The sequence below is a fragment of the Streptomyces sp. HUAS MG91 genome (assembly GCF_040529335.1).
GTDB lineage: Bacteria > Actinomycetota > Actinomycetes > Streptomycetales > Streptomycetaceae > Streptomyces > Streptomyces tabacisoli.
On the sequence record NZ_CP159534.1, the window covers coordinates 448703 to 471658 of the forward strand.

The 22956-nt window shown below is 72.2% G+C and carries 26 protein-coding genes; 11 read left to right on the top strand and 15 right to left on the bottom strand.

Annotated features, from left to right (window positions below):
- Positions 1 to 43 precede the first annotated feature (43 nt).
- The 3 genes from ABII15_RS02150 to ABII15_RS02160 are packed head-to-tail and all read right to left on the bottom strand — an operon-like array spanning position 44 to position 3359.
- Positions 44 to 832 carry a phosphatase PAP2 family protein gene (locus ABII15_RS02150; protein ID WP_353940518.1) on the bottom strand — a complete coding sequence of 263 codons (789 nt, stop codon included), beginning with the start codon at positions 830 to 832 and terminating at the stop codon, positions 44 to 46.
- Between the two features lie 3 nt (positions 833 to 835).
- On the bottom strand, positions 836 to 1789 hold the full coding sequence (locus tag ABII15_RS02155) for a YihY/virulence factor BrkB family protein (RefSeq protein ID WP_353940519.1): 954 nt from the start codon (positions 1787 to 1789) through the stop codon (positions 836 to 838).
- Position 1790: 1 nt separating this feature from the next.
- Entirely contained in the window at positions 1791 to 3359 is a 1569-nt protein-coding gene (locus ABII15_RS02160; protein WP_353946938.1) for a diacylglycerol kinase family protein, read from the bottom strand.
- Between the two features lie 436 nt (positions 3360 to 3795).
- Between ABII15_RS02160 and ABII15_RS02165 the strand changes: the two genes are divergently transcribed.
- Positions 3796 to 4173 carry a hypothetical protein gene (locus ABII15_RS02165; RefSeq protein ID WP_353940520.1) on the top strand — a complete coding sequence of 126 codons (378 nt, stop codon included), beginning with the start codon at positions 3796 to 3798 and terminating at the stop codon, positions 4171 to 4173.
- A gap of 98 nt (positions 4174 to 4271) precedes the next feature.
- On the opposite strand, the gene ABII15_RS02170 is transcribed toward ABII15_RS02165, so the two are convergent.
- The 3 genes from ABII15_RS02170 to ABII15_RS02180 all read right to left on the bottom strand — a co-directional run bounded on the left by ABII15_RS02170 (position 4272) and on the right by ABII15_RS02180 (position 6455).
- Positions 4272 to 4553, bottom strand: coding sequence for a hypothetical protein (locus ABII15_RS02170; protein ID WP_353940521.1), 282 nt, complete (start codon positions 4551 to 4553; stop codon positions 4272 to 4274).
- Between the two features lie 77 nt (positions 4554 to 4630).
- Positions 4631 to 5830 carry an acyl-CoA dehydrogenase family protein gene (locus tag ABII15_RS02175; RefSeq protein WP_353940522.1) on the bottom strand — a complete coding sequence of 400 codons (1200 nt, stop codon included), beginning with the start codon at positions 5828 to 5830 and terminating at the stop codon, positions 4631 to 4633.
- Positions 5831 to 5954: 124 nt separating this feature from the next.
- Entirely contained in the window at positions 5955 to 6455 is a 501-nt protein-coding gene (locus ABII15_RS02180) for a ferredoxin (RefSeq protein WP_353940523.1), read from the bottom strand.
- 281 nt (positions 6456 to 6736) lie between these two features.
- Here ABII15_RS02180 and ABII15_RS02185 point away from each other — a divergent pair, with 281 nt between their 5' ends.
- The 3 genes from ABII15_RS02185 (at position 6737) to ABII15_RS02195 (ending at position 8720) form a co-directional block, all read left to right on the top strand.
- Positions 6737 to 6895, top strand: a complete 159-nt coding sequence (locus ABII15_RS02185) for a hypothetical protein (RefSeq protein ID WP_353940524.1) — start codon at positions 6737 to 6739, stop codon at positions 6893 to 6895.
- A gap of 65 nt (positions 6896 to 6960) precedes the next feature.
- Positions 6961 to 7458, top strand: a complete 498-nt coding sequence (locus tag ABII15_RS02190) for a response regulator (RefSeq protein WP_353940525.1) — start codon at positions 6961 to 6963, stop codon at positions 7456 to 7458.
- 143 nt (positions 7459 to 7601) lie between these two features.
- Positions 7602 to 8720: a hypothetical protein gene (locus tag ABII15_RS02195; protein ID WP_353940526.1), complete on the top strand. Its 1119-nt coding sequence runs from the start codon at positions 7602 to 7604 to the stop codon at positions 8718 to 8720.
- A 55-nt stretch (positions 8721 to 8775) separates the two neighbouring features.
- Here ABII15_RS02195 and ABII15_RS02200 read toward each other — a convergent pair whose 3' ends face one another.
- Complete coding sequence (locus ABII15_RS02200) at positions 8776 to 9405, bottom strand: HdeD family acid-resistance protein (RefSeq protein ID WP_353940527.1); 630 nt, start codon at positions 9403 to 9405, stop codon at positions 8776 to 8778.
- Between the two features lie 98 nt (positions 9406 to 9503).
- On the opposite strand from ABII15_RS02200, the gene ABII15_RS02205 reads away from it, so the two are divergent.
- Positions 9504 to 9881, top strand: a complete 378-nt coding sequence (locus ABII15_RS02205; RefSeq protein WP_353940528.1) for a DUF488 family protein — start codon at positions 9504 to 9506, stop codon at positions 9879 to 9881.
- Positions 9882 to 9920: 39 nt separating this feature from the next.
- Here the strand turns inward: ABII15_RS02205 and ABII15_RS02210 are convergent, their stop codons facing one another.
- Positions 9921 to 10292, bottom strand: coding sequence for a helix-turn-helix transcriptional regulator (locus ABII15_RS02210; RefSeq protein WP_353940529.1), 372 nt, complete (start codon positions 10290 to 10292; stop codon positions 9921 to 9923).
- 76 nt (positions 10293 to 10368) lie between these two features.
- Positions 10369 to 10944: a dihydrofolate reductase family protein gene (locus ABII15_RS02215; RefSeq protein ID WP_353946939.1), complete on the bottom strand. Its 576-nt coding sequence runs from the start codon at positions 10942 to 10944 to the stop codon at positions 10369 to 10371.
- 87 nt (positions 10945 to 11031) lie between these two features.
- Here ABII15_RS02215 and ABII15_RS02220 point away from each other — a divergent pair, with 87 nt between their 5' ends.
- A complete protein-coding gene (locus ABII15_RS02220) occupies positions 11032 to 12771 on the top strand; it encodes a cation:proton antiporter (protein WP_353940530.1) in 1740 nt (579 codons plus the stop codon).
- A 6-nt stretch (positions 12772 to 12777) separates the two neighbouring features.
- Here ABII15_RS02220 and ABII15_RS02225 read toward each other — a convergent pair whose 3' ends face one another.
- Positions 12778 to 13137: a luciferase family protein gene (locus tag ABII15_RS02225; protein WP_351460731.1), complete on the bottom strand. Its 360-nt coding sequence runs from the start codon at positions 13135 to 13137 to the stop codon at positions 12778 to 12780.
- A gap of 269 nt (positions 13138 to 13406) precedes the next feature.
- Between ABII15_RS02225 and ABII15_RS02230 the strand changes: the two genes are divergently transcribed.
- Positions 13407 to 14369: an alpha/beta hydrolase gene (locus tag ABII15_RS02230; protein ID WP_353940531.1), complete on the top strand. Its 963-nt coding sequence runs from the start codon at positions 13407 to 13409 to the stop codon at positions 14367 to 14369.
- A gap of 183 nt (positions 14370 to 14552) precedes the next feature.
- On the opposite strand, the gene ABII15_RS02235 is transcribed toward ABII15_RS02230, so the two are convergent.
- Both ABII15_RS02235 and ABII15_RS02240 read right to left on the bottom strand, forming a co-directional pair.
- On the bottom strand, positions 14553 to 14933 hold the full coding sequence (locus ABII15_RS02235) for a hypothetical protein (protein ID WP_353946940.1): 381 nt from the start codon (positions 14931 to 14933) through the stop codon (positions 14553 to 14555).
- A gap of 185 nt (positions 14934 to 15118) precedes the next feature.
- Positions 15119 to 15835, bottom strand: coding sequence for a TetR family transcriptional regulator (locus ABII15_RS02240; RefSeq protein ID WP_353940532.1), 717 nt, complete (start codon positions 15833 to 15835; stop codon positions 15119 to 15121).
- Positions 15836 to 15965: 130 nt separating this feature from the next.
- Between ABII15_RS02240 and ABII15_RS02245 the strand changes: the two genes are divergently transcribed.
- Both ABII15_RS02245 and ABII15_RS02250 read left to right on the top strand, forming a co-directional pair.
- Positions 15966 to 16754 carry an electron transfer flavoprotein subunit beta/FixA family protein gene (locus ABII15_RS02245; RefSeq protein WP_353940533.1) on the top strand — a complete coding sequence of 263 codons (789 nt, stop codon included), beginning with the start codon at positions 15966 to 15968 and terminating at the stop codon, positions 16752 to 16754.
- Positions 16755 to 16778: 24 nt separating this feature from the next.
- The gene (locus tag ABII15_RS02250) at positions 16779 to 17741 is read left to right on the top strand and encodes an electron transfer flavoprotein subunit alpha/FixB family protein (protein ID WP_353940534.1); all 963 of its coding nucleotides are present in this window, start codon (positions 16779 to 16781) and stop codon (positions 17739 to 17741) included.
- Between the two features lie 40 nt (positions 17742 to 17781).
- On the opposite strand, the gene ABII15_RS02255 is transcribed toward ABII15_RS02250, so the two are convergent.
- Together ABII15_RS02255 and ABII15_RS02260 are read right to left on the bottom strand one after the other, a co-directional pair.
- Positions 17782 to 18378 carry a hypothetical protein gene (locus ABII15_RS02255; protein WP_353940535.1) on the bottom strand — a complete coding sequence of 199 codons (597 nt, stop codon included), beginning with the start codon at positions 18376 to 18378 and terminating at the stop codon, positions 17782 to 17784.
- Between the two features lie 211 nt (positions 18379 to 18589).
- Positions 18590 to 19048, bottom strand: coding sequence for a cyclic nucleotide-binding domain-containing protein (locus ABII15_RS02260; protein WP_353940536.1), 459 nt, complete (start codon positions 19046 to 19048; stop codon positions 18590 to 18592).
- A 130-nt stretch (positions 19049 to 19178) separates the two neighbouring features.
- Between ABII15_RS02260 and ABII15_RS02265 the strand changes: the two genes are divergently transcribed.
- Positions 19179 to 20258, top strand: coding sequence for a serine hydrolase (locus ABII15_RS02265; protein ID WP_353940537.1), 1080 nt, complete (start codon positions 19179 to 19181; stop codon positions 20256 to 20258).
- Between the two features lie 67 nt (positions 20259 to 20325).
- Here the strand turns inward: ABII15_RS02265 and ABII15_RS02270 are convergent, their stop codons facing one another.
- Positions 20326 to 20757, bottom strand: a complete 432-nt coding sequence (locus tag ABII15_RS02270; RefSeq protein ID WP_353940538.1) for a response regulator — start codon at positions 20755 to 20757, stop codon at positions 20326 to 20328.
- Between the two features lie 241 nt (positions 20758 to 20998).
- On the opposite strand from ABII15_RS02270, the gene ABII15_RS02275 reads away from it, so the two are divergent.
- Positions 20999 to 22843, top strand: a complete 1845-nt coding sequence (locus ABII15_RS02275; protein WP_353940539.1) for an AMP-dependent synthetase/ligase — start codon at positions 20999 to 21001, stop codon at positions 22841 to 22843.
- The last annotated feature ends 113 nt before the right edge of the window (positions 22844 to 22956 follow it).

The window sequence follows — 22956 nt, forward strand, 5'->3', positions numbered from 1 at the left end:
CCCGCGGGAGGGCGCTGCGACGCAGGGGGCTGAGTACGCGTACTCAGGCGGCCCGGGTCGCCGGGTCCTCCGGCCGCTCCGTGCGCAGTTCGGGCTCCAGGCCCTGCGACGGTGGGGTGCCGCGCAGACCGGCGTCGGTCCGCCATGCCTCGAACGCCCAGGTGGTGAGGGTGACGACGGCGACTCCCAGGAGCCAGCCGCCCACGACGTCGCTGAACCAGTGGACTCCGAGGGCGACGCGGGTGAACCCGACGCCCACGACCGAGAGGACGGCGAGCGTCCAGCAGACCGGCCGCCCGCGCCGCGGGACGACGGAGAGTGCGATCAGCAGGAGGATGGCGCACGAGGTGGCCGCGGTCATCGCGTGGCCGGAGGGGAAGGAGTAGCCGGGGGCGTGGGCCACCGGGTCGGCAAGCGACGGCCGGGCGCGTTCGACCAGGAGCTTGGCCCAGAGTCCGATCAGGCCGCCGGTCACCGCCGTCGTCGCGGACCAGGCGGCAAGCCGCCACGCGCGCCGGTACAGGAGCCACACCGTGGCCACCAGTACCGCGCCGCGCAGCGTCAGCGGATCCCAGACCCAGTCGGAGAGCACGCGCAGGGTATCGGTCCACGCCGGGTGGTCCGTGGCCAGGGAGTGCAGGCGCCGGGCGGCGCTCTCGTCGATGCGGTGCAGTGGCGTCCACTGTTTCTCGACGAGCACGACCAGCAGGGCGAACGGCGCGGTCGCGAGGGCTGCGACGACCGCGGCTCCCGCCAGACGCAGAGCGAAGCGACGGTCGGCGATTCGGCGACGGTGCTGTTGGAGACGACGGGCGCCGGCGCGCACCACCATGGTTCAGACTCCCGGGTCGGGTTGGATCGGGTCGGGCCGCTGTCCTCGTACGGCTTCGAGTTGTGCGGCGAAGGAGAGCCCGAGGAACAGGGCGATCGAGGTGAGGTAGGCCCAGAGCAGCAGGGACATGAACGCGCTGAGCGGGCCGTAGACGGTGTCGAAGGAGCCGCTGAGGTTCAGGTACATGCTCAGGGCGAAGGTCAGCGCGGACCACAGGACCAGGTAGACGGCCGCGCCGAAGGCCAGCCAGGTGTATCCGGGTTGGACGCGTCGCGGAGCGCCTCGGAAGATGACGCTGGCCGAGAGCAGCGCCAGGAGCAGGCCGAGGGGCCAGCGGAGCAGGTTCCAGGCCGTCGAGGCGGTGTCGCCGAGGTGGTAGACGGTGGCGGCCGCCGCGAAGAGGTCGTCGCCCGCCACCGCCGTCACGAACCCGAGGCCGAGCGGTACGCCCGCGGTCAGCGCCATCAGCAGGCCGCGGGTGTACTTCTGGGTGAAGGGCCGGTCGCGCTCGCAGCCGTAGATGCGATTGGCGCCGCGTTCCACCTGGCACATGGCCGTGGTGACGTTGACCAGGGAGAAGATCAGACCGAACCAGAGGGCGAGCTGATTGCCGTCCCCGGCGTGCCGGCGGCTGCGGTCGAGCGCGTCCTCGACGACCTCGGCGCTGGGGCCCTGGGAGATGCGGTGGATGGCGAGTTCGGCCATCTGTCCGATGCTCTCGGTGTGCACGGCCGTGGACAGTCCGACGAAGGCGATGGACAGGGGGACGACCGACAGGACGGTCTGCAGGGCGAGGGCGCGGGAGTGGCTGAACCCGTCGGCGTAGCGGAAGCGCATGAACGCGTCGCGCAGCAGCGGCCAGCGGCCGTAGCGGCGGAGCGTGGCGAGCGCCTCGTCCCCGGACAGTTCCTCGCCGACCATGTCGCGCGTCGTCGGTACGCGGGTCGCGGTTCCCACGTCAGTTGCCTCCGCTCGGGAGCATCACGGTGAGCGCACCGGGGCGTGCCTCCGCCCGTAGGAGTCGTCCCGGGGCGACGGGGTCTCCGTCGATCTCGCGCGGTTGCGGCGCGTCGAACTCCACCGTGGCCCGCCGGAAGGTGAAGTACTCGATCGGGTGGGCGGCGGAGGTGACCCGGGGTTCCTCGCAGGGGGCCTTGCGCATCAGCGCGATCAGGGCTCGCAGCCAGCCCCGGAAGCCGTGCGGGTCGAGGATCAGCAGGTTGAGCTCGCCGTCGTCGGGCCGGGCCTCGGGGACGAGGCAGACGCCGCCCTGGAGGGTGCCGACGTTGGCGACCAGGACCATGCGGGCGGTGCGGCGCACGGCCGGCTTCCCGTCCAGACGGACCGTCACTCCCGTGCGCGGCGCGCGCAGGTTGCGCAGGACGGCCAAGGCGTACGCGAACCAGCCCATCACCGCCTTGGCGCGCTCTCCGGTGGCGTTCATGACGGACGCGTCGAGTCCGGCGCCGGACATGGCGGTGAAGTGCGTGGCGGGGAGGTCGTCGCCGTCGACGCGGCCGAGGTCGATCCGGCGCGGTGTCCCGGCGAGCGCCCGGTCGAGGGCCTTGGCCGGGTTCAGCGGCAGCTGGAGGTTGCGGGCGAGCAGATTGCCGGTGCCGCAGGGGACGATGGCGAGGCGTACGTCGCTGTCGGCCAGGGCGTCGGCCGCGGCCTGCACGGTGCCGTCGCCGCCGCAGACCACGACGAGGGAGGCTCCCGCGTCCCGGGCGGCGGCGCACTGGCCGTGTCCGGGGTCGTCGGCGGTGGTCGCGACGAGGCGGGCGTCGGCGCATCCGTGCCGCGACAGGACGCTTCGTACGGTGTCGAGGGTGCCCGCGTTCGCGGACAACGGGTTGTACACGACGACGGCCGTCCCGCGTCGCTGTCCGCCGCCGGCCGGGGCGGGGGTGTCCGGGGAACCGTCCCGCGCCGATGTGCGGGGCGTGTCGCGGGTGAGGAACGCGCTGCCGACGATCAGCAGCGACAGGGTTCCGTTGAGCATGCCACCGAGGACGTCGGTCGGGTGGTGCATGCCGCGGTACAGCCGCGCGGCGGCCACGAGCACCGGGATCAGCAGCAGGACACCGCCGAGGACCTTGCGCCAGGGGCCCCGGATCCGCGAGAACGCGAGGACGGCGAGGCCCGCGTACAGCGCGGTGGCCGCACCCGTGTGCCCGGAGGTGTAACTGGAGGTGGGTGGAGAGTCGTCGAGCCGTTCGACGTCGGGCCGGCGCCGGTCGACGGCGAGGGTGATCAGCAGGAACACCAGCGCCTGAAGCGCCACACCGGTGGCCAGGAAGAGCGCCTCGCGCCAGCGCCGCCGGTGCGGGATCAGTACGAGTCCCAGACAGACGGCCACCGTGCCGATGATGACGGTGAGGGTGTTCCCGGCCTCGGACGCGACGAAGGAGACGGAGTTGAGGGCCGAAGTGCGTATGCCTTCAAGTCCCTCGTCCACGCCGTCCTCGTGCGAGAGGGGCCACAGCGCGTGGGCCGGCCCGGTGATCAGCAGTCCGAGCCCGATCATCAGCGCCGTCTGCACGGCCGTCAGCACGGTGATCCGCGCGGCGGCCCGCGGTGCGGGCTCGGGAGCGGTGCGTACACGCGGTCTCGCGTGGTCGGCCGGTCGGTCCGGTATGACGGCTGGCATCGGGTTCCCCCAGGGGTCGTTCTGACGGATCGGAGGGATCTCGCGATCGCTGCTCAGAAGCGCCGTATGCCCGCTCAACCCGTTTGTACCTCCTGTGTGCGTCGTGTGATTGTCCGGTCGGCACGGCGAGGAGGAGGGGGCCGCGTCCCGCCCGGCCGCCAGGTGGCGCGGCGGCGCTTCGTGGCAGGTCCGGACGGCCTTCCGGCCTGTCACGGCGTTTGGAGTTCCCGGCTCAGGTCACGAGGGACGTGACGACTTTCCGCCGATCCGGCGGAGGGGTACCCGAGGAGAAGGCATGACAGCAGGAGAAGGTTTGACAGCGCCACTCACGGACCATGTGCTCACCGGGCGGCCGGCCGACGCCGCGGAGGCGAAGGAGGCGCTGGACCGCCTGCTCGACACCCTGCCGTCCTGCTCACCGTCGGCTCGCTCCGACGCCCTGCTCGCGGTCTCGGAACTCGTCTCCGCGGCGCAGCGCCACGGGATCGACGTGTCCTCCGTGACCGCGCGTACCGGTGACGACTGGGTCGACCTGAGCTTCGCGTATGCGCCTCAGCCCCAGGGTGAGCAGGTCGAGGCGGCGCTCACGGACGGCTGGGCGTGGACGATCGCCGCCTCGGTCGCGGACAAGCTGGACGTGTCGTCCACGTCGTCTCAGGGGCTGCGCGTGCGGCTGCTGCTTCGGATGTGACGAGCGGGGCCCGAGCTCTGCGAACGACTCGGCACGAGGGGTCGGACCTCGAAGGAGGGCCGACCCCTTGCTTCACGGGGTCCGGTCGCCGGGCGGACTCACCCCGCGACGGCGGTGCGTCGCGCCGCCGCGTGGTGGACCGGCTTCTGCGGTCGGGCTGCTCGCAGCCGGCGCAGCCAGACGGAGGCGGTCCCGAGCAGGCCGGCGAAGACGACCGCGAGGAGGAGCGAGACCCACATCTGCCGACTGCCCGGACGCACGAATCCGGTCCAGGCCGCCGCGGTGGTCCACAGCAGCACGCCCGCCAGGTAGAAGCCGCGCGTCCGGCGCAGTTGTCGTAGGGCCCGCAGGGACATGAGAACTTCGGTCTTCGGCACCATGCCGCCCCGGTACCCCGAAATCCCCTTCTGCATCGAAGAGTTCACGGGAATCGGTCCGCCGCCGGTCGAAACGCCGGTCAGCGGCGCACCCGGGGCATCCCCAGACCGATCCAGGAGATGATCTCGCGCTGGATCTCGTTGTTGCCGCCGCCGAAGGTGAAGATGACGGCCGACCGGTAGCCGCGCTCCAGTTCGCCGTGGAGGACGGCGCCGGCGCTCCCCTCCTTCAGTGCCCCGGCGGCGCCCACCACCTCCATCAGCCACGCGTAGGCGTCGCGGCGCGCCTCGGAGCCGTAGACCTTCACGGCGGAGGCGTCCTGCGGCATGAGGGTGCCCTGCTGGACGGCGTTCACCATCTGCCAGTTGAGGAGCTTCATCGCGTCCAGCCTGGTGTGGGTCTGCGCGAGGCGCTTCCTGACCCAGCCGAGGTCGATGACGCGGCGCCCGTCGGCGAGCTTGGTGTCCATGGCCCAGCGCTGGACGTCGTGCAGGGCGCGGATGGCCATGGTGCCGTGGGCGGCGAGGGTGACGCGTTCGTGGTTGAGCTGGTTGGTGATCAGGCGCCAGCCCTTGTTCTCCTCGCCGACCCGGCGCGCGGCGGGCACCCGGATGTTCTCGTAGTAGCTCGCCGTGGTGTCGTGCGAGGCGAGGGTGTTGATGACGGTGCAGGAGTAGCCGGGGTCGGACGTCGGGACCAGCAGCATGGTGATGCCCTTGTGGGGCGGGGCGGCCGGATCGTCGAAGGCGGTGCGCACGGCGAGCCAGACCCAGTCGGCGGTGTCGCCGTTGGTCGTCCAGATCTTCTGGCCGTTCACCGTGTAGTGGCCGGTGGTCTCGTCGCCGTCGCGGACCGCCTTCGTCTTCAGCGCGGCCAGGTCGGTGCCCGCGTCCGGCTCGCTGTAGCCGATGGCGAAGTCGATCTCCCCGGCGAGGATCTTCGGCAGGAAGAACTCCTTCTGCTCGTCCGTGCCGAACTGCATGATCGTCGGGCCGACGGTGTTGAGCGCCATCAGCGGCAGCGGCACGCCCGCCTGGGCGGCCTCGTCGAAGAAGATGAACTGTTCCATCGGGGTCAGGCCGCGTCCGCCGTACTCCTTGGGCCAGCCCACTCCGAGCCAGCCGTCGGAGCCGAGGCGGCGCACGGTCTCCCGGTAGAAGCGCTTCTGGGCGGCCGGGTCCTCGTAACGGGCATAGGCGTTGTCGGGCACGAGCTCGGCGAAGTAGGCGCGCAGCTCGGTGCGCAACTGCTGCTGCTCAGGCGTGTATTCGAGGTGCACGGCCCCTCCTGGCGGTCATCTGGGCGGCGCCTGACGGTCTTTCAGGCATGGTCCGACGGCGCACACAGTAGAACCCGTTCCAGAAATTGTGAATGGCGGGGACGGCCCCACCTGGACCCGGCCCTCAGCCCAGCGTCGCCAGGAAGTCGGAGCAGGCACGCGCGCACGCCCGGCACCGCCGCGCGCAGTCCTCGCCGTCCGGCATCCGGTCGCAGGCGTGCGCGCACTCCAGGGCGACCGCGCGGCACCACTCGACCTGGAGGCGCAGGGCGTACTCGTCGCGCAGCGCCTCCTCCGACAGGAGCCGGCAGGTCGCGTCGCAGATCTCGACGCAGAGCAGCAGGGTGCGCCGCGGCTCCTGGGGCGTCCGGCCGCCGGCGTCCGGGTCGGCGCCCGCGGCCGGCGGGCGGGCCGGACCCCGCGCCCCGGCGGCGACGCCCGCCCGGTCGGCGGAGCTCACCCGCATCGCGCAGGCGCGGGCGCACTCGGTGCAGGACTGGGTGCAGGCGAAGCGGTCCTCCAGATAGCGCACGAGGGCGTCCTTGGACGGTTCGTCCGCCGGCCCGGGCGCCGCGCCCGGGGTCTGCTCGGCGCGGGGGTTCGCGTGCTTCGCCAGGGGGGTCACGGCGCGGCTCCCTTCCACGGGTCGTGCGGCTCGGCAGGAGCGGGTAGCCGGATCCGGCACCGCCAAACCTGCCGAACCCGCCGCCGGGCGCACCGGCGCGCGACGACCGCGCACGGTGGCCCTCTCGGTTGACCCGCGTCCCCCGGGGTACCCGCAACCGGCACGCTCGGCCGACCGCGCGGATCGCGCACCGCGCATTGGCCGTCCAGGGGCGTCTACTGAGATGTCCACAAAACAATTCGACGGAATATGACCGAAAAAGTTCGAGAAAAGGAGCGACCGTGACCGTCACCGCACCATCGCCCCACCCGGCCGAGACCAAACGCGAGGTCAAGGGCAGGATCCGCACCTGCCGTCCCGCGCGGCGCGGCACCGGGGAGCCGGCCGGGCCCGATCACGAGCCGGACGGCGAGTGGAATCTGGTGCGCGGAGAGGACTGACTGCCTCTTCCATCCCCCGTGTTCCGGCATATGCTGTCGGTGCCGGCGAGGGGAGGCCACTGGCGATGCCCACCGTTGCTCAGCCCAAGATCCTCGTCGTCGACGACCGCGACGACACGCTCTTCGCGATGGAGAGCGCGCTCGCCCCGCTCGGCTTCCCGATGGACCGTGCGAACTCCGGGGACGACGCCCTCAAGACGGTCCTGCGCGGCGGCGTCGCCGTGGTCCTGCTCGATGTGCTGATGCCCGACCTCAGCGGCTTCGAGGTCGCCCAGTACATGACGCGGCTCGAACAGACGCAGGACATACCGATCATGATGATCACCGGTGCGGGCCAGGACCCCACCCTGGCGGCGAGAGCCTTCGAGCTGGGCGTCGCCGACTACGTCGTCAAGCCGGTCGACCCCTGGGTGATACGGACGAAGGTCCGCTATCTGTACGAGACGGGCCGCCGGCTCCACACACTCCGCGAGCGCCTCCGGGCGTACGAGCGGCGGAGCGAGGAGTTCCGCGACGGCCCGCCCCTCGGCCTGGAGGGTCACCCGCTCCCGCGGCCCGCCTGACCCCGGACACTCCCGCTCACCGCCTCGCGTGGGCATGCTCACAGCCTCCACCTCCCACTCGGCACCCCAACCGGTTGTACAGTACAACTGAAGTAAGAGTTGTATAAGCCAACTCGTCAGGCCGATCCATGGAGGTCCCGCTCATGCCCGCGCGCAATCCCGCGCTGCGTCACGTACTGACGCATCTGCTCACCCCGCTTCTGATGTGCGTGGGCATGGGTCTGGCGTATCTGGGCGCGTTCGCCCACCCCGAGCCGCACCATCTGCCCGTCGCCGTCGTCGGCTCGGGCGCCGAGGCGAAGGTCTTCGCGCAGACCGTCAAGGACAAGGCGGGCGACGCGCTCGACGTCCGGACGCTCGACACCCGCGCCGACGCCGTCGACCTGCTGAAGACGCGGGACATCGACGGCGCGTACGTCCTCGGGGACAAGGGCTCCGGGGCGCCCGAGCTGATCGTGGCCTCCGCGGGCTCCGACACCACGGTCTCCGTCGTCCAGAAGATCTTCACGCCGGTCGCCGCGGAGCAGGGCGATCCGCTGAAGGTCACGGACGTCGTGCCGACGGTGGACGACGACCCGACGGGCCAGGGTCTTTTCTTCCTGCTCGTCGCGCTCAGCATCGGCTCGTACGCCTCCGTGGCGGTGCTCGGCGGCGCCGGAGCCGCCCTGCGGATGCGGGCCAGGGCGCTGCTCGTGGTCGGGGTCTCCGGCGTGGTCAGCCTGATCGGCGCGGCGTTCGCCGGCCCCCTCTTCCACCTCGCCCACACGAACCTGTGGGGTCTGTGGGGCATGGCCTGGCTGTACTCGGCGGGCATCCTCTTCGTCGGCGTCGGCCTGCACACGTTCCTGAAGCGGTGGACGACGCTCGGCGTGATGGTGCTGTTCGTGATGCTGAACTTCACGAGCTCCGGCGGGATCTTCCGGCCGGAGCTGCAGAACGGCTTCTTCGGCAGCCTGCACGCCTTCTGGAACGGCGCGGGCTTCGTCGAGGGGGCGCGCAGCCTGATCTACTTCGGCCACCACGACCTGGCACGGAACCTGTGGACGCTGGTGGCGTGGCTGGCCGTGGGCCTCGTCGTCATCGGCGTCGCGGCGCTCGCCGAGCGCCGGCGGGAGCACACGGCCGCGGCCACGACCACGGCGCGGCACGCCGCTCCCGCAGCGGCCCCCGCTGCCGACTCCGCCTCCGCCTCCGCTCCTGCCTCGGCCTCGGCTGAGGAGGACGTCGTCGAGGAGGAGCTGGAGGAGACCGTCGGCGTGTGACGACAGCCCGCCGTTCGAGGGCCCCGCCGCGACGTGCGGCGGGGCCGTCGCGTGTTCACACCCCGTCCGGGATCCTCTTCGCCCTGCCGCGGACGGCGAACGCCGTGACGATCTCCACCACGCCGACCACGAGCAGCCACAGACCGCCGACCAGGGTGAGCACCGCGACCGACTCGAACGGCGAGTCGATCAGGACGATGCCGGCCAGCGCGGTGACCACGCCGAGGAAGATCTGCCAGCCGCGCGCGGGCACGGTCGGGTCGGCGGCCGCGGCGACGGTCTGGGTGATGCCGCGGAACAGCCAGCCGATGCCGATCCACAGGGCGAGCAGCAGGGTCGACTGCATGGCTCCGCGGAAGCAGAACAGGCCGAGGAGAACGGAGACGGCGCCGCTGATGAAGGCCACGATCCGCAGTCCGGCGGTGACGTGCCGGCCGAAGGCGGAGACCAGTTGGAAGACGCCGCTGACCACGAGGTAGATGCCGAACAGCACGCCCGCCGCCCATAGCGAGGCGCCCGGCCAGACCAGGACGAGGATGCCGAGGATGACGGAGGCGACGCCCATGAGCAGCACGGCCTGCCACGCGTTCTGCGCGAGTCTGCCGAGCGGGCCCTGGTCGGGGGTCGGATCACCGGCGGCGGGTGTCTGGTGCGGGGCCTGAGGGTCGTACGGTGCTTGGGTCATGTCCGACTCTTCGCACACGGCACGGTGTTCGGCCATCCGGGGTGCGCCGAACAGGGGACCGCGCTGGCCGGGCGGCTGATGCGCCGGACAATGGCCCCATGAGCACCCACGCACAGCGGGACCGCATCGCCGTACGCCGCGTCTACGACCCGCCCGCGCCGGCCGACGGCACCCGGCTGCTGGTCGACCGGCTGTGGCCGCGCGGTATCTCCAGGGAGCGGGCCGCCGTCGACGAGTGGCTGCGCGACATCGCGCCGTCCAGGGAGCTGCGGACCTGGTACCACGAGGACCGCGACGGGCGGTACGACGCCTTCGCCGAGCGCTACGCCGCCGAGCTGGCCGATCCGGTGCGCGCCGGGCTCGTGGCGCACGTCCAGGACCTGGCCCGGCGGGGCCGGGTCACGCTGGTGACCTCGGTCAAGGAGGTCGAGCACAGCCACGTCCCGGTCCTCGTGCGCCACGTACTCGGCGACTGAGCGCCGGCCGGAACCCGGCGCGGGCCCGCGGACCGGTGCTCAGGCCGCCAGGCAGACCGCGCCGCGCCCCCGGCCCGGGCCCGTGCCGGGCACGGAGACGGCCGCGGTGACGGAGACGGTGCGGCGCACCCGGGCCGCGCGCGCCAATTCACCCTGGGCGAGCGCCAGTACGTCGACCAGGCCGAGCCCGAGCGCCCCGGCCACGGCGGCGAGCATCTCCGAGGAGGCCTCCTTGCGGCCGCGCTCCATCTCGGAGAGGTAGGGCATGGAGATCCCGGCGACGTCGGCCACGTCCTGCAACGTCCTTCCCTGGGCGCGTCGGCGGCGGCGCAGCACGTCTCCGACGACATGCCGCCACAGCGGCTCGGGGGCAAGGGCGGCTCGGGGCCTCGGGGTCTCGTGGGCGCTCATCACGCCAGCGTAGGTGCGGGTCCGCGCGGGCAGGGCGGACTTCACCCACAGCGATATCCGCCCACCGCCCCGTCGGTCACTCGGGCGTCCGTTCGTAGCGGAGCAGGACGACCCCGTTGTCGAAGGCGCGGGTCTCCACGAGGCGCAGGAGCGACGGGGCGAACGGGCCGTCCGGGAAGAGGCGTTTGCCCGCGCCGACCACGACGGGGTGGACGTAGATCCGGAACTCGTCGACGAGGTCGTGCTCCAGGAAGGTGGCGGCCAGACCGGCGCCGCCGAGGCTGAGGTCGCCGCCGGGTTCCTCCTTGAGGGCGCGGATCGCGGCCGGGGACACCTCGGGGACGACGGTGGTGTGCCAGGGCGCGGGGCCGGGCTTCAGCGTGCGCGAGAAGACGATCTTCGGTTTCTCGCGCCAGATCTCCGCGAAGTCGGTCTCGACCGGCTCCGCGCCGGGGTCGGCGTCGGCCGCGGGCCAGTAGTCCGCCATCAGTTCGTGGGTGACCCGGCCGCTGAGGAAGCCGCCCATGGGCCGCAGCACGTCGTTCATGTGCTGATGGAACGGGGCGTCCACCTGGTGCCAGTCGATCTCGCGGCCCGGCCCCTCCACGTACCCGTCCAGAGAAATCCCCATCATCAGGACGATCTTGCGCATCTCGGCCTCGTCTCTCGCCTCGTCCGGCAGCGGCGCGGACACAATGGCCCGCATGCACCAGACTGCACAGTTCACCGCGAGGCCGCCATGGAAGTGACCCTGATCGCCGTCGTCGGCGTCGCGAGCATCGTGGCGGTGGCCGCGTTCTCGCAGCGTCTCGGGCTCGCCGCGCCGCTCAGCCTGGTCGTGGTCGGCATCGCCCTGAGTTTCGTGCCGGGTGTGCCGGTGGTGCAGCTGGATCCCGAGTGGGTCCTGGCGGGTGTCCTGCCGCCGCTGCTGTACTCCTCGGCGGTGAACATGCCCGCGCAGGACTTCCGGCGCGACATCAAGGCCATCGGCGGGCTCGCGGTGCTGCTGGTGGCGGTGTCCACGCTCGGGGCCGGCTGGCTGCTGCATCTGCTGATGCCGGACATCGGCTGGCCGGCCGCGTTCGCGCTCGGCGCGGTGATCAGCCCCACGGACGCGGTCGCCGCGACGTCGGTGGGCCGCAAACTCGGCCTGCCGTCGCGGCTGCTGACGCTCCTGGAGGGCGAGGGTCTGGTCAACGACGCCTCCGCGCTGGTGCTGCTGCGCTCCGCGGTCGCGGCGATGGCGGGTGCGGTGTCCCTGTGGGGTGTCGCCGGGCAGTTCGTGTTCTCGGTCGCGGTGGCGGTCGTGGTGGGCGTGGTCGTCGGACTGGTCAACGTGCGGGTCCGCGCGCTCCTCGACGACACGGTGCTCAACACGGCGATCTCGTTCGTCGTGCCGTTCGTCGCGTATGTGCCCGCCGAGGAGTTCGACGCGTCGGGGGTGCTCGCCGTCGTCGTCTGCGGGCTGGTGACGGGGCATCTGAGCCCGCGGCTGCTGCGGGCGAGGGACCGGATCGGCGAGGCGATGAACTGGCGCACCCTCGCCTTCCTCCTGGAGAGTTCGATCTTCCTGCTGATGGGTCTCGGCCTGAAGACGCTGCTCGACGAGGCGCACGCCCACGAGAACGGGCTCGGCGCGGGCCGCGTCATCCTCTACGGGCTGGCCCTCACCGGTCTCGTCATCGTCGTACGGATGGTGTTCACGGTGCCGTTGGTGGCGCTGGTGCGCCGCGACGCGCGCCGGGCCGCCGCCTCGAAACCGCTGATCGAGCGGATGCAGGAGCGGCTCGACACCTTCGACCTGAGCGAGCGGTTCACCCCGCGCAAGAAGGCGCACATCGAGCGCCGGGTGCAGCGCACGAGCGCCGACATCGACTTCCGGCTCACCGAGACGCTCGGCTGGCAGGGCGGTGTGGTCCTCGCCTGGTCGGGGATGCGGGGCGCGATCACGGTGGCGGCCGCGCAGACGCTGCCCGAGGACACCGAGTACCGCGCCCAGTTGATCGTGATCGCGTTCGTCGTGGCGGTGACGACGCTGCTGCTGCAAGGGCTGACGCTGCCCGCCGTGATCCGCACGGTCCGCATCCCGGGCGACGACCCGCAGCGGCTGCGCGAGGAGTACGGGCGGCTGGTCACGGAGATGTCCGACGCGGGGGTCGCCTCCCTGGACGACGCGCAGGAGTCCGGGGACGCGCCGCCCGCGCTGCTCGACCGTGTGCGGCAGGACAGTCTGATCCGGCCGCGGGACGCGGACTCGGAGGAGGACCGCAAGAGGGCCGCCGCCGCGTTCCAGGGCATCGACGACGCCCATCTCGTCTATCTCCGGCTCCGGCTGCGGGTCGTCTCGGCGGAGCGCGACGCCCTGCTCGCCGCGCGCACCCGGGGTTCGTACAGTTCCCGCGCGCTGCAGGGCGCCCAGCACGTGCTGGACCTGGAGGAGGCGCGGCTGGAGCAGTTCGGCGACCGCTTCGAGGAGTGAGCGTCCCTACGAGGCTTTCGGCCGCTCCCAGTCGCAGGGCGGGGACGGGCAGGCGTGCGCGTCGTGTTCCTTGAGGGCGACGCTCACGAGGCTGAGCAGCAGCTGGACGTCCGTGTCGCACTCCAGGAGGACGGTGATCCAGGAGTCCCCCGGCCGCACCCGGATCGCGCTGCTGTGCCGCAGCTGGGGCAGGAGCCGCTGCACCGCCGAGGAGGTCAGGTACAGATCGGCGCAGTCGTCGGCGTGGAAATGGATGAGTTCATGGCCCGCCGCGCCGAAGGCGTGCCCAACCGAGCACCGGGGCGGGCCACTTACCAGGTTCGGCCATGTCCCCAGTTCGGACATGGCGCGCTGGGCCGCGGTCATACCTCCATCCTTGCGCACCCTTCACCTGGAGGACCAGCCCCATCAACCCTCGTGTTCCCCCGGCTACTTGTCGTGACGCGGTCGCGCCGGGCGCGACCGGCGTGCGCGGGGCGTCCGTGAGCCGGTGGAGCGGCGGTCGCCGGGGCGGCACTGTGAGGTAGCGGACCTTGTGCCGGGCGGGGTCGATCGACTTCACTCGCAGCACTCGGTTTTCTTGATCGAGTACGCCTGGACGCATCGAGCACGCCTACACGCAGGGGGTTTCGCACATGCCCACATCATCGGCGGTGGCCGGGTGGGAGGACGTCGCGGTGCGCGACGTCGAGACGAACGGCATCACGCTGCGGGTCTTCGAGCAGGGCCCCGACACCGGCGGGACGGCGGACCGGCCGCCGGTCGTGCTCTGTCACGGCTTCCCCGAGCTGGCGTTCTCCTGGCGCCATCAGGTACGGGCGCTGGCCGCGGCGGGCCATCGGGTGCTGGCCCCGGACATGCGCGGCTACGGCGGCAGTTCCCGCCCGGCCGATCCGGACGCGTACGACGCGCTGACCCTGTGCGCGGATCTCGCCGGGCTGCTCGACGCGGAGGGCGTGGACGACGCCGTGTTCGTGGGCCACGACTGGGGAGCGATCGTGGTGTGGCAGATGGCGACGGCGTACCCGGAGCGGGTGCGGGCCGTCGCGGGGATGAGCGTGCCGGCCACGCCCCGCTCCCCCGTGCCGCCGCTCCCGCTGCTGCGCAAGCGCAACGGAGACGACTTCTACATCGTGTGGTTCCAGGAGCCCGGGGTCGCCGACCGCGCGCTCGCGCGGAACGTCCGCCGCACGCTCGTCACCCGGGAGATCTACTCGGCCGCGTGGGCCGCCCGCCCCGACGAGCAGCTGCCGCCGCCGCGCTGGCTGAACGAGGCGGAACTCGCCCATTACGTGGATGAGTTCAGCCGGACCGGCTTCACCGGCGGGCTGAACTACTACCGCAATCTCGATCGCACCTGGACCCTGACGGAGCATCTGGCGGGCCGCACGATCGACTGCCCCTCGCTGTTCGTCACGGGTTCCCGCGACCCGGTCGCCCGGTTCATGCCGGACGACAAGATGGAACGGGTCCTGACCGACCTGCGCGGCCGTGTCGTCCTCGACGGCGCCGGGCACTGGATCCAGCAGGAACGGCCCGAAGAGGTGAACACGGCACTGCTCGACTTCCTCGCCGGGCTCCCTCAGGGCAGGTCCTAGGGCCTGTCCGGCGGATCAGGTCGCAGTCGGTCGGCCCGCGCGTTTCTGTGCCGGTGAGCGGGGTCTGGTGCGTCGAGATGCAAGGCGGAGGAGGGCGTCGACGCGGAGCGTCGGCAACGGACGACAACGCCGCAGGTCGGCGTGCCGGACCCCGCGCCCGCGACAAGATCCGCCGGACAGGCCCTAGCGGCGCAGGCTGTCGCCGTCGTCGGTCCCGTACTCGCACAGCTCGAAGACGACCTCGCCGGCCGTGGCACCGACGACGGTGCCCCGTGCGGGCCTGACGGGGGCTCCGACCCACACCAGATGGGGTGCCGTGCCGACGATCCGGCACGGCACGACGAAGCCCTCGGGGAAGCGGACCAGCGATTCGTTGCGGGCCGCGCCGGTTCCGCGGTGGACCACCCGGGACTGGACCACGACGCCCAGGCCCGCGCTGTGTTCCGTCTCCAGGTCGCTCGACGCGCACACCGGGCACAGCAGCCGCCGGAACGACGGCGAGGCACACCACTTGCAGCGCTGATAGGCGAAGCCGGCCGGCTCGCGATGTGTCGGCGGCGTCATCACGCCCGTCCCGGTCCCGGCCCCGATCCGGCTTCCGAACACCTCTGCCATCTCCGACACTCTCGGCCTCCCGCGCTCGCCCGGCGTACGCCGAGGCTGCGGCCCCGACGCCTCTCGCATCGTATGGCACTCAGTGCCGCGCGGTAAAGACACCCAGTACCCTCTCTTGGGGCTGGGGGCCCGGATCAGTCGTCCCGCAGCGCCGACTCCACCCGCTGGATGACCCGCCACATCGGGGCGCCCTTGGGGGCGACCATGACGACGACCTCGCCGTCGCCCTCCGCGGCGCCGGGCGCCTGCCCCGCCTCGCCCCACATCCGCCGGACGAGGTCGAGCGCCTGGTCGACAGCGGCCTCGGCGTCTCCCTCGCCGCCCGAGCGGAGCCAGGAGCGCAGGCCGTTGTTGTGCGCGGCGACCACGGCGGCCGCGACCACCTCGGCACGCAGCGCGCCGTCCGCGGCATCGCTCCAGCGGTGGCGCAGATACCCGGCGAGGGTGCGCTCGTAGCGCCGGACGACGGACAGTTCGTACGTGCGCAGGCCGGGGACCTCACGCGTCAACCGGTAGCGCTGGACGGAGAATTCGGGGTTGGCGGCGTACATGCGCAGCACGATGCGAGCCCCGTCGCACACCACCTCGACGGCGTCGCTGTCGTCGTCGGCGGCGTCGAGGAACGCGGTCATGTCGGCCAGACAGCTCTCGTGGTCCGGGAAGACCGCGTCCTCCTTGGACGGGAAATAGCGGAAGAACGACCGGCGCCCGACCCCCGCGCGCGCGACGATGTCGTCCACGGTCGTCCGCTCGAAGCCGCGCTCCAGGTACAGCTGGAACGCCGCCTCGGCCAGCACCTCCCGCATGGGTGCCTTCTTCCGGGAACCGGTGACCTCGCGCGCCTCGCTCATGCCGGGAACGTAACACCGGACGTCCCGTTTTGGCACTACGTACCTTTACAGAGGGAACTCAGTGCCATACGTTGACGCCAGTAGAACTTTACTGGGCAGTCCGAGGACGCTCTGATCGAGGAGAGCCGGCGTGAGCTTGAGGATCGTTGTCACCGTGAAGTACGTGCCGGATGCCACGGGCGACCGGCACTTCGCCGATGACCTGACCGTGGACCGGGATGATGTGGACGGTCTGCTGTCGGAGCTGGACGAGTACGCGGTCGAGCAGGCGTTGCAGATCTCCGAGAACTCGGACGACGACGTGGAGATCACCGTGTTGACGGTGGGTCCGGAGGATGCCAAGGACGCGCTGCGCAAGGCGTTGTCGATGGGTGCGGACAAGGCGATCCACGTCGAGGACGACGATCTGCACGGCACGGACGCGATGGGGACGTCGCTGGTGCTGGCGAAGGCGATCGAGAAGGCCGGTTTTGATCTGGTGGTCTCGGGGATGGCGTCGACGGACGGCACGGCGGGGATCGTGCCGGCGCTGGTCGCGGAGCGGCTGGGCGTGCCGCAGGTGACGCTGCTGTCGCAGGTCGCCGTCGAGGGTGGTGCGGTGACCGGGCGGCGGGACGGTGACACGGCGTCGGAGCAGTTGCAGGCGTCGTTGCCGGCGGTGGTGTCGGTGACGGACCAGTCGGGTGAGGCGCGTTACCCGTCGTTCAAGGGGATCATGGCGGCGAAGAAGAAGCCGGTCGAGTCCTGGGACCTGTCCGACCTCGGCATCGAGGCGGAGGAGGTCGGTCTGGAGGGTGCCTGGACCACGGTGGAGGCGGCCGCGGAGCGTCCGGCGCGCACGGCGGGCACGATCGTGAAGGACGAGGGTGAGGGCGGCAAGCAGCTCGCCGAGTACCTCGCCGGCCAGAAGTTCATCTAAAACAACGGGAATTGGATCCATCTCATGGCTGAAGTTCTGGTCTACGTCGACCACGTGGACGGTGCTGTCCGCAAGCCCACCCTGGAGCTGCTGACGCTGGCCCGCCGGATCGGTGACCCGGTCGCCGTCGCGCTGGGCAACGGCGCGGGTGAGACCGCGTCGGTGCTGGCCGAGCACGGTGCGGTGAAGGTCTACACGCACGAGGCCGCCGAGTACGCGGACTATCTGGTGGTGCCGAAGGTCGACGCGCTGCAGGCCGCCGTCACCGCGGTCTCCCCGGCCGCGGTGCTGGTGCCGTCCTCGGCGGAGGGCAAGGAGATCGCGGCCCGTCTGGCGCTGCGCATCAAGTCGGGCATCATCACCGACGCCGTCGACCTGGAGGCCGGCGAGAACGGCCCCGTCGCCACCCAGTCGGTGTTCGCCGCGTCGTTCACCACCAAGACCCGCGTGTCGACCGGCACCCCGGTCATCACCGTCAAGCCCAACTCCGCCGCGGTCGAGGCGGCTGCGGCCGCGGGCGCGGTCGAGGCGCTCACGGTGTCGTTCTCGGAGGCGGCGACGGGGACGAAGGTCACCTCGCGCACGCCGCGTGAGTCGACCGGGCGTCCGGAGCTGACCGAGGCCGCGATCGTGGTCTCCGGTGGCCGCGGCGTGAACGGCGCGGAGAACTTCGCGGTCATCGAGGCCCTCGCCGACTCCCTGGGCGCGGCCGTGGGCGCCTCGCGTGCCGCGGTGGACGCGGGCTGGTACCCGCACTCCAACCAGGTCGGCCAGACCGGCAAGAGCGTCTCGCCGCAGCTGTACATCGCCAACGGCATCTCCGGCGCCATCCAGCACCGCGCCGGTATGCAGACCTCGAAGACGATCGTGGCGGTCAACAAGGACGCCGAGGCCCCGATCTTCGACCTGGTCGACTACGGCGTCGTCGGCGACCTCTTCGACGTCGTGCCCCAGCTCACCGAAGAGGTCAAGACCCGCAAGGGCTGAACGACTTCCGACGGATCCGTACGGCGTCGCGCCCAGGGGCTCACAGCTCCTCGGCGCGGCGCCGTACGGCGTAGTAGCCCGCCGCACCGACCGACCCGGCGATCAGCGCGCCGCCCAGCGCGAGTTGCAGGGTGCTCCACTGTCCGAGGGAGCCGCCGTCACCGGCGTGCACCCCGTGCAGTTGCGTGCCGCCCTCGCCCGACACGGTGAGGGTCTGCCGGGCCACCGTGCCGCCCTCGCAGGTCACGGAGACCGGATAGGTGCCGGGACGGGCGCCGGAGGGCACCTCGAAGCTGCCGCTGACCCCTTTCTCGTACTCGGCCGAACGCAGCGTGAACTCGCCCGCTCCGACGCTGTCCGCGTCGCCGGTCGCGGAGGAGTCGCCGCCGCACGCCGTGGTGCTGGCCAGCACGCTCGCGCCGGGGCGCACGTCGGCCGGATCGAGCACCAGACCCGTCGCCGCCCCGGCCTCCGTGGCAGGCTCCGTGACGGGCTCCGCGGGCTCCTCGGGCGGCGCGGTCCAGGCGGGAGTGTCGCTCCATCCGTCGTCCCCGTCGGACGGAGCCGCGGCGCACACGGGCGCCCCGAGCAGGAGCAGGGCTGCGGTGGCGGTCGACAGGGGCACGGTGCGACGCATGCGGTTCCTCTCGGGCGCGGCCGCCGGGCGGCCACAGGTGCGGTCTGGTCCGCGACCGAGCAAACCCCGCGCCGGAGCCCGCCGCCCGCCGGGGCGTCGAGTCGGGTGAGCGAGGGCGCACGTGCGGGTGACCACCGGCGTCCGCCCGGTGGTCACCCGCCCGAGAAGCCCCCGCCCGTGTCCCGCGGCGTCGCGCGCCGCGCGCCGGCCGTTACACGTACCCCGTGATCCGGTGCGCCTGGTGGGCCTCGACGAGCTTGACCCGGGCCGCTTTCAGGCGGTGGGCCATCACCTCGGCGACGCCGTGCAGCAGGGCCACACCGAGCGCCGGTTCGATGTCGCACAGCGCGCGCACGGACGAGCCGTCGAATTCATAGGCGCGCACCGGGCTGAACGCCTCGGCGCCGAAGTCCCATTCGTAGGGCGGGAAGAGCCAGGACCAGCCGAGGAGATCTCCCGGTCCGAGCGGGTCGACGGGCAGCCGGGCCCGGTCGGAGACGCGCACGTCGAGCGTGACTGTTCCGGTCCTGATGATCCAGAAGCAGTCGGCGCGGTCCCCTTCCTCGAAGATCCGGGAGTCCTGGGGGAAGGACACCTCTCGGGCGAGAGGCATCAGGCGGTCGCGATAGGCGCGCGGCAGTCGGTTCAGCAGTCGTGTCCGGTCCGTCATGGCGGAACACCTCCACCGTCGGGTCATTCCAGCGTACGTACGTCCCGCGCGTACCGGGTCGTCGAAGCGGGCGGCGGCCGGATGGCGGTAACGGATCGCGAGCGGCCGGTCACGCACCTACGGTGCCCGCATGGTGATCTTCATCCGATCTCGTGCCCCGCTCAGCAGGGCCTTCGTGACGTCGGGCGTGTGCGCGGCGCTCGTCGCGGGGGCCGCTGCCGGTCCCGCGCGGGCCGCCGCGGGGCCGCCCGCCGTGCCCTCCCTGTCGGCGCTGTCCTGGGAGGTCATGGACGCGCGCACCGGGACCGTCCTGGCGGCCAGGGCGCCGCACCGCAGGCTGCCGCCGGCCAGCACGCTCAAGACGCTGTTCGCGCTGACGGTGCTGCCGCACCTGCGCCAGGACACGGTGCACCGCGCCTCGTCGGCGGACCTGGCGGAGGTCGCCGAGGGCAGCAGCGAGGTCGGGGTCGCCGAGGGGCACCGGTACACCGTCGGCGACCTGTGGCGCGGGGTGTTCCTCAGCTCCGGCAACGACGCCGTGCACACGCTGGCCAGGCTGAACGGCGGCCTGTCGCGCACGCTGGACCAGATGCAGGCCACCGCCCGCCGGATCGGCGCCCGCGACACCCAGGTGCGCTCCCCCGACGGGTTCGACACTCCGGGCCAGTACTCCAGCGCCCACGACCTGGCGCTCATCGCCCGCGAAGGGTTCAAGAACCCGGACTTCCGCCGGTACATGGGCACGAAGTACGCGCGCTTCCCGGTGTCCGGGGGCCCGGACGCGTACGAGATCCAGAACACCAACCGGCTGCTGGTCGGCTCGCACGGCGTGGAGCCCTATCCGGGCCTCATCGGCGTCAAGAACGGCTACACGACGCAGGCCGGCACCACGCTGGTCTCGGCCGCGACCCACGGGGACCGCACGATCCTGGTGACCGTGATGAATCCCCAGGACGGGGACTTCAACGCGGTGTACGAGGAGAGCCGCGCGCTGCTCGACTGGGGGTTCGCCACCCCGGCACCGCAACCGCCGAAGCAGCAGGCCGGGCCGCTGCGGGCCGCCGCCCCCGCGACCGCCCCGACACGTCAGGAGCCGGAGGAGGCGCCCGGCGTCACCCGGCATCTCGGCGCGGCCGCCGCCCTGCTCGTCCTGACCTGCGTGCCCCTGGTCCTGCGCCGCCGGCTGCGGGCCCGCCGCTCTCGCTCCTAGGGCGGCACGCACCCCAGGGCCCGTCCCGCGGATCTCGGCGCGGGCCGGCCTTCGCGGCGTACGAGCGTCAGGGGCGCGGTACGGGTCCCTGACGGTCGGCTGCACGGCGGTGCCCGTCCCGGTGCCCGGCGTTCAGCAGATAGCTCACCTTGACCCGCAGCACCCAGGGGTCGACCGGCTTGACCAGCAGGTCGGCGACGCCCAGTTCGATCGCGGTCTGCGCGAGGGCGCTGGTGCCGATCCCGGTCACGAGGACGATGGGGATGTCCCGGGTCTGGTCGAGGCGGAGCAGATAGTCGGCCACCTCCAGGCCGCTGATGCCGGGCATCCGTACGTCGAGCAGGATCACGCCGACGCCGCCGCGCAGCGCGATCTTCAGGGCGTCGTCGCCGTTGCCCGCGCAGACGACGGGGACGCCGAGCGGGGCGAGGGCCGCCTCGAGGACCCGCAGATTGGATTCACGGTCGTCCACCAGGAGGACCTTCGCGGAGTCGACCATGAGTTCTCAACTGCCTCCGTGCTAGCGCCTCGTGGACCGGCGCCCTGCGCCGCGGTTCGAGATTACGGTGCGCGGACCGCGCCGGGCGACCGGTCCGCGCAGACGGGACGCGCGGTCCGCGGCGTACCGTGTCCTGATCGTCATCGCGGAGGGCTCCGCAAAGATCGTCCGGCCGGGGTACGTTTCCGGGCTGCGGCCCCACCCGCGACCCGCCCGTCCCTCGTCCGCGGAGAGCAGGAACATGCAGGAACTCGACGTGCCCCGGCTGACGGAGCCGCCCGTGGCGGGCGGTCTCGCGGACTCGGTCTTCACGGCGGTGCGCCGGACGCCGGACCGCGTCCAGTTCTCGCTGTCCGCGCCCGGCGGGCAGTGGGAGCCCGTCACCGCGCGCCGGTTCGCCGGTGAGGTGCTCGCGGTGGCCGGAGGACTGCTGTCGCAGGGCGTCGGCTTCGGCGACCGGGTGGCCGTCATGTCGCGCACCCGGTACGAATGGACGCTCGCCGCCTACGCGTTGTGGTCGATCGGCGCCGTGGTCGTGCCGGTCTATCCGACGTCCTCCACCGAGCAGGTGCGCGACATCCTCCGGGACACGGGCGCGATCGGCTGCTTCGTCGAGAACGAGAACCACGCCATGACCGTGGCCGCCGCGCACGGCCCGCACAACCCGCTGACCCGGCTGTGGCAGATGGACCAGGGCGCGCTCGACGAGCTGCGGACCGAGGGCGCGGCGGTCGATCCGGCGTACGTCCACCGGCTGCGCTCCGCGGTGCAGCCCGGGCACACGGCGCTGATCTGCTACACGTCCGGGACGACGGGCCGCCCGAAGGGCTGCGTCCTCACCCACGCCAACCTGATCGCCGAGTGCGACACCCTGTCACTGGGGTGGGGCGGCCTGCTGGCCGCGCCCGGCGAGGAGGCGTCGCTCGTGGCGTTCCTGCCGCTGGCGCACTGCTACGGGCTTGTCGTGGTGGTCAGTTCGGTGCGTGTCGGGGTCAACGTCGCGTTCCAGCCGGACCCTTCGCCGCAGGCGCTGCTGCCGACGCTGGCCGCGTTCCGTCCCACGTTCCTGTACGCCGTGCCGTACATCTTCGAACGCCTCTTCCGCGCGGCCCGCCTGAAGGCCCGTCAGAGCGGGCGCAGCGCCCTCTTCGAGCGGGCGGTGCGGTCCGCGGTGCACTACGCGGCCGCCGAGCAGCGCGGGAAGGCGGGGCAGGGCAGCGGTCCCGGCCCCCGGCTGAGGCTGCGGCACGCGCTCTACGACCGGCTCGTGTACGCGCGGGTGCGGGCGGTGCTCGGCGGCCGGGTGCGCAACGCCGTCTCCGGCGGTTCGCCGCTCGCCCGCGAACTCGGGCTGTTCCTCGCGGGCTGCGGGATCACCGTCTACGACGGGTACGGGCTGACGGAGACCGCCGCGGCCGTCACCGCGCAGCCGGTGGGCGCGGTGCGGCACGGGACCGTGGGCCGGCCGCTGCCCGGCAACGCGGTGCGCATCGCCGACGACGACGAGATCCTGGTCCGGGGAGACGTGGTCTTCGCGGGCTACTACAACGATCCCGCGGCGACCGAGGCGGCGCTGCGCGACGGCTGGTTCAGCACCGGCGATCTCGGCCGGCTCGATCCGGACGGCTATCTCGTCATCACCGGCCGCAAGAAGGACATCATCATCACCAGCGGCGGCAAGAGCATCTCCCCGCTGCTGCTGGAGGAGGAGTTGCGCGGCCATCCGCTCATCTCGGGCTGTCTGGTCGTCGGTGACAACCGCCCGTACGTGGCCGCCCTGATCACCCTCGACGAGGAGTCCGTGGCGGGCTGGCTCGCGCTCAAGGGGCGCGACCCGCAGGAACCCGCGGCGCTGGTGACGGACGAGGAGCTGCTCGGGCACGTCCGGCGGGCGGTCTCCCGGGCCAACTCCCGTGTCTCGCGCGCCGAGTCCATCCGCACCTTCCGGGTGCTGCCGCACGAATTCGGCTCGCGCGAGGGCCTGTTGACCCCGTCGCTGAAGATCCGCAGATCCGCGGTGATCGAGCGGTACGCGCGCGAGATCGACGAGCTGTACGGGACCCGGCCGAGCCGCCGCGCCCTGTGAACACCCGCTGAGGATGACCGGAGTTCACCTTGCGTACGCGCCGGTCCTTGCTCACCCTGGGCACCGCAACAGCGCCGCAGGGCCCTCCCGGCCGCGCCCGTCGAGCCCGGGGA

Bases quoted from the DNA above. Each gene is read 5' to 3' on its own strand.
- ABII15_RS02200 (WP_353940527.1), bottom strand. From the start codon at position 9,405: ATGACCCAAGCACCGTACGACCCTCAGGCCCCGCACCAGACACCCGCC.
- ABII15_RS02250 (WP_353940534.1), top strand. From the start codon at position 16,779: ATGGCTGAAGTTCTGGTCTACGTCGACCACGTGGACGGTGCTGTCCGC.
- ABII15_RS02230 (WP_353940531.1), top strand. From the start codon at position 13,407: ATGCCCACATCATCGGCGGTGGCCGGGTGGGAGGACGTCGCGGTGCGC.
- ABII15_RS02215 (WP_353946939.1), bottom strand. From the start codon at position 10,944: ATGCGCAAGATCGTCCTGATGATGGGGATTTCTCTGGACGGGTACGTG.
- ABII15_RS02160 (WP_353946938.1), bottom strand. From the start codon at position 3,359: ATGATCGGGCTCGGACTGCTGATCACCGGGCCGGCCCACGCGCTGTGG.
- ABII15_RS02240 (WP_353940532.1), bottom strand. From the start codon at position 15,835: ATGAGCGAGGCGCGCGAGGTCACCGGTTCCCGGAAGAAGGCACCCATG.
- ABII15_RS02220 (WP_353940530.1), top strand. From the start codon at position 11,032: ATGGAAGTGACCCTGATCGCCGTCGTCGGCGTCGCGAGCATCGTGGCG.
- ABII15_RS02205 (WP_353940528.1), top strand. From the start codon at position 9,504: ATGAGCACCCACGCACAGCGGGACCGCATCGCCGTACGCCGCGTCTAC.
- ABII15_RS02255 (WP_353940535.1), bottom strand. From the start codon at position 18,378: ATGCGTCGCACCGTGCCCCTGTCGACCGCCACCGCAGCCCTGCTCCTG.
- ABII15_RS02225 (WP_351460731.1), bottom strand. From the start codon at position 13,137: ATGACCGCGGCCCAGCGCGCCATGTCCGAACTGGGGACATGGCCGAAC.
- ABII15_RS02190 (WP_353940525.1), top strand. From the start codon at position 6,961: ATGCCCACCGTTGCTCAGCCCAAGATCCTCGTCGTCGACGACCGCGAC.
- ABII15_RS02260 (WP_353940536.1), bottom strand. From the start codon at position 19,048: ATGACGGACCGGACACGACTGCTGAACCGACTGCCGCGCGCCTATCGC.
- ABII15_RS02150 (WP_353940518.1), bottom strand. From the start codon at position 832: ATGGTGGTGCGCGCCGGCGCCCGTCGTCTCCAACAGCACCGTCGCCGA.
- ABII15_RS02170 (WP_353940521.1), bottom strand. From the start codon at position 4,553: ATGGTGCCGAAGACCGAAGTTCTCATGTCCCTGCGGGCCCTACGACAA.
- ABII15_RS02235 (WP_353946940.1), bottom strand. From the start codon at position 14,933: ATGACGCCGCCGACACATCGCGAGCCGGCCGGCTTCGCCTATCAGCGC.
- ABII15_RS02195 (WP_353940526.1), top strand. From the start codon at position 7,602: ATGCCCGCGCGCAATCCCGCGCTGCGTCACGTACTGACGCATCTGCTC.
- ABII15_RS02275 (WP_353940539.1), top strand. From the start codon at position 20,999: ATGCAGGAACTCGACGTGCCCCGGCTGACGGAGCCGCCCGTGGCGGGC.
- ABII15_RS02210 (WP_353940529.1), bottom strand. From the start codon at position 10,292: ATGAGCGCCCACGAGACCCCGAGGCCCCGAGCCGCCCTTGCCCCCGAG.
- ABII15_RS02265 (WP_353940537.1), top strand. From the start codon at position 19,179: ATGGTGATCTTCATCCGATCTCGTGCCCCGCTCAGCAGGGCCTTCGTG.
- ABII15_RS02270 (WP_353940538.1), bottom strand. From the start codon at position 20,757: ATGGTCGACTCCGCGAAGGTCCTCCTGGTGGACGACCGTGAATCCAAT.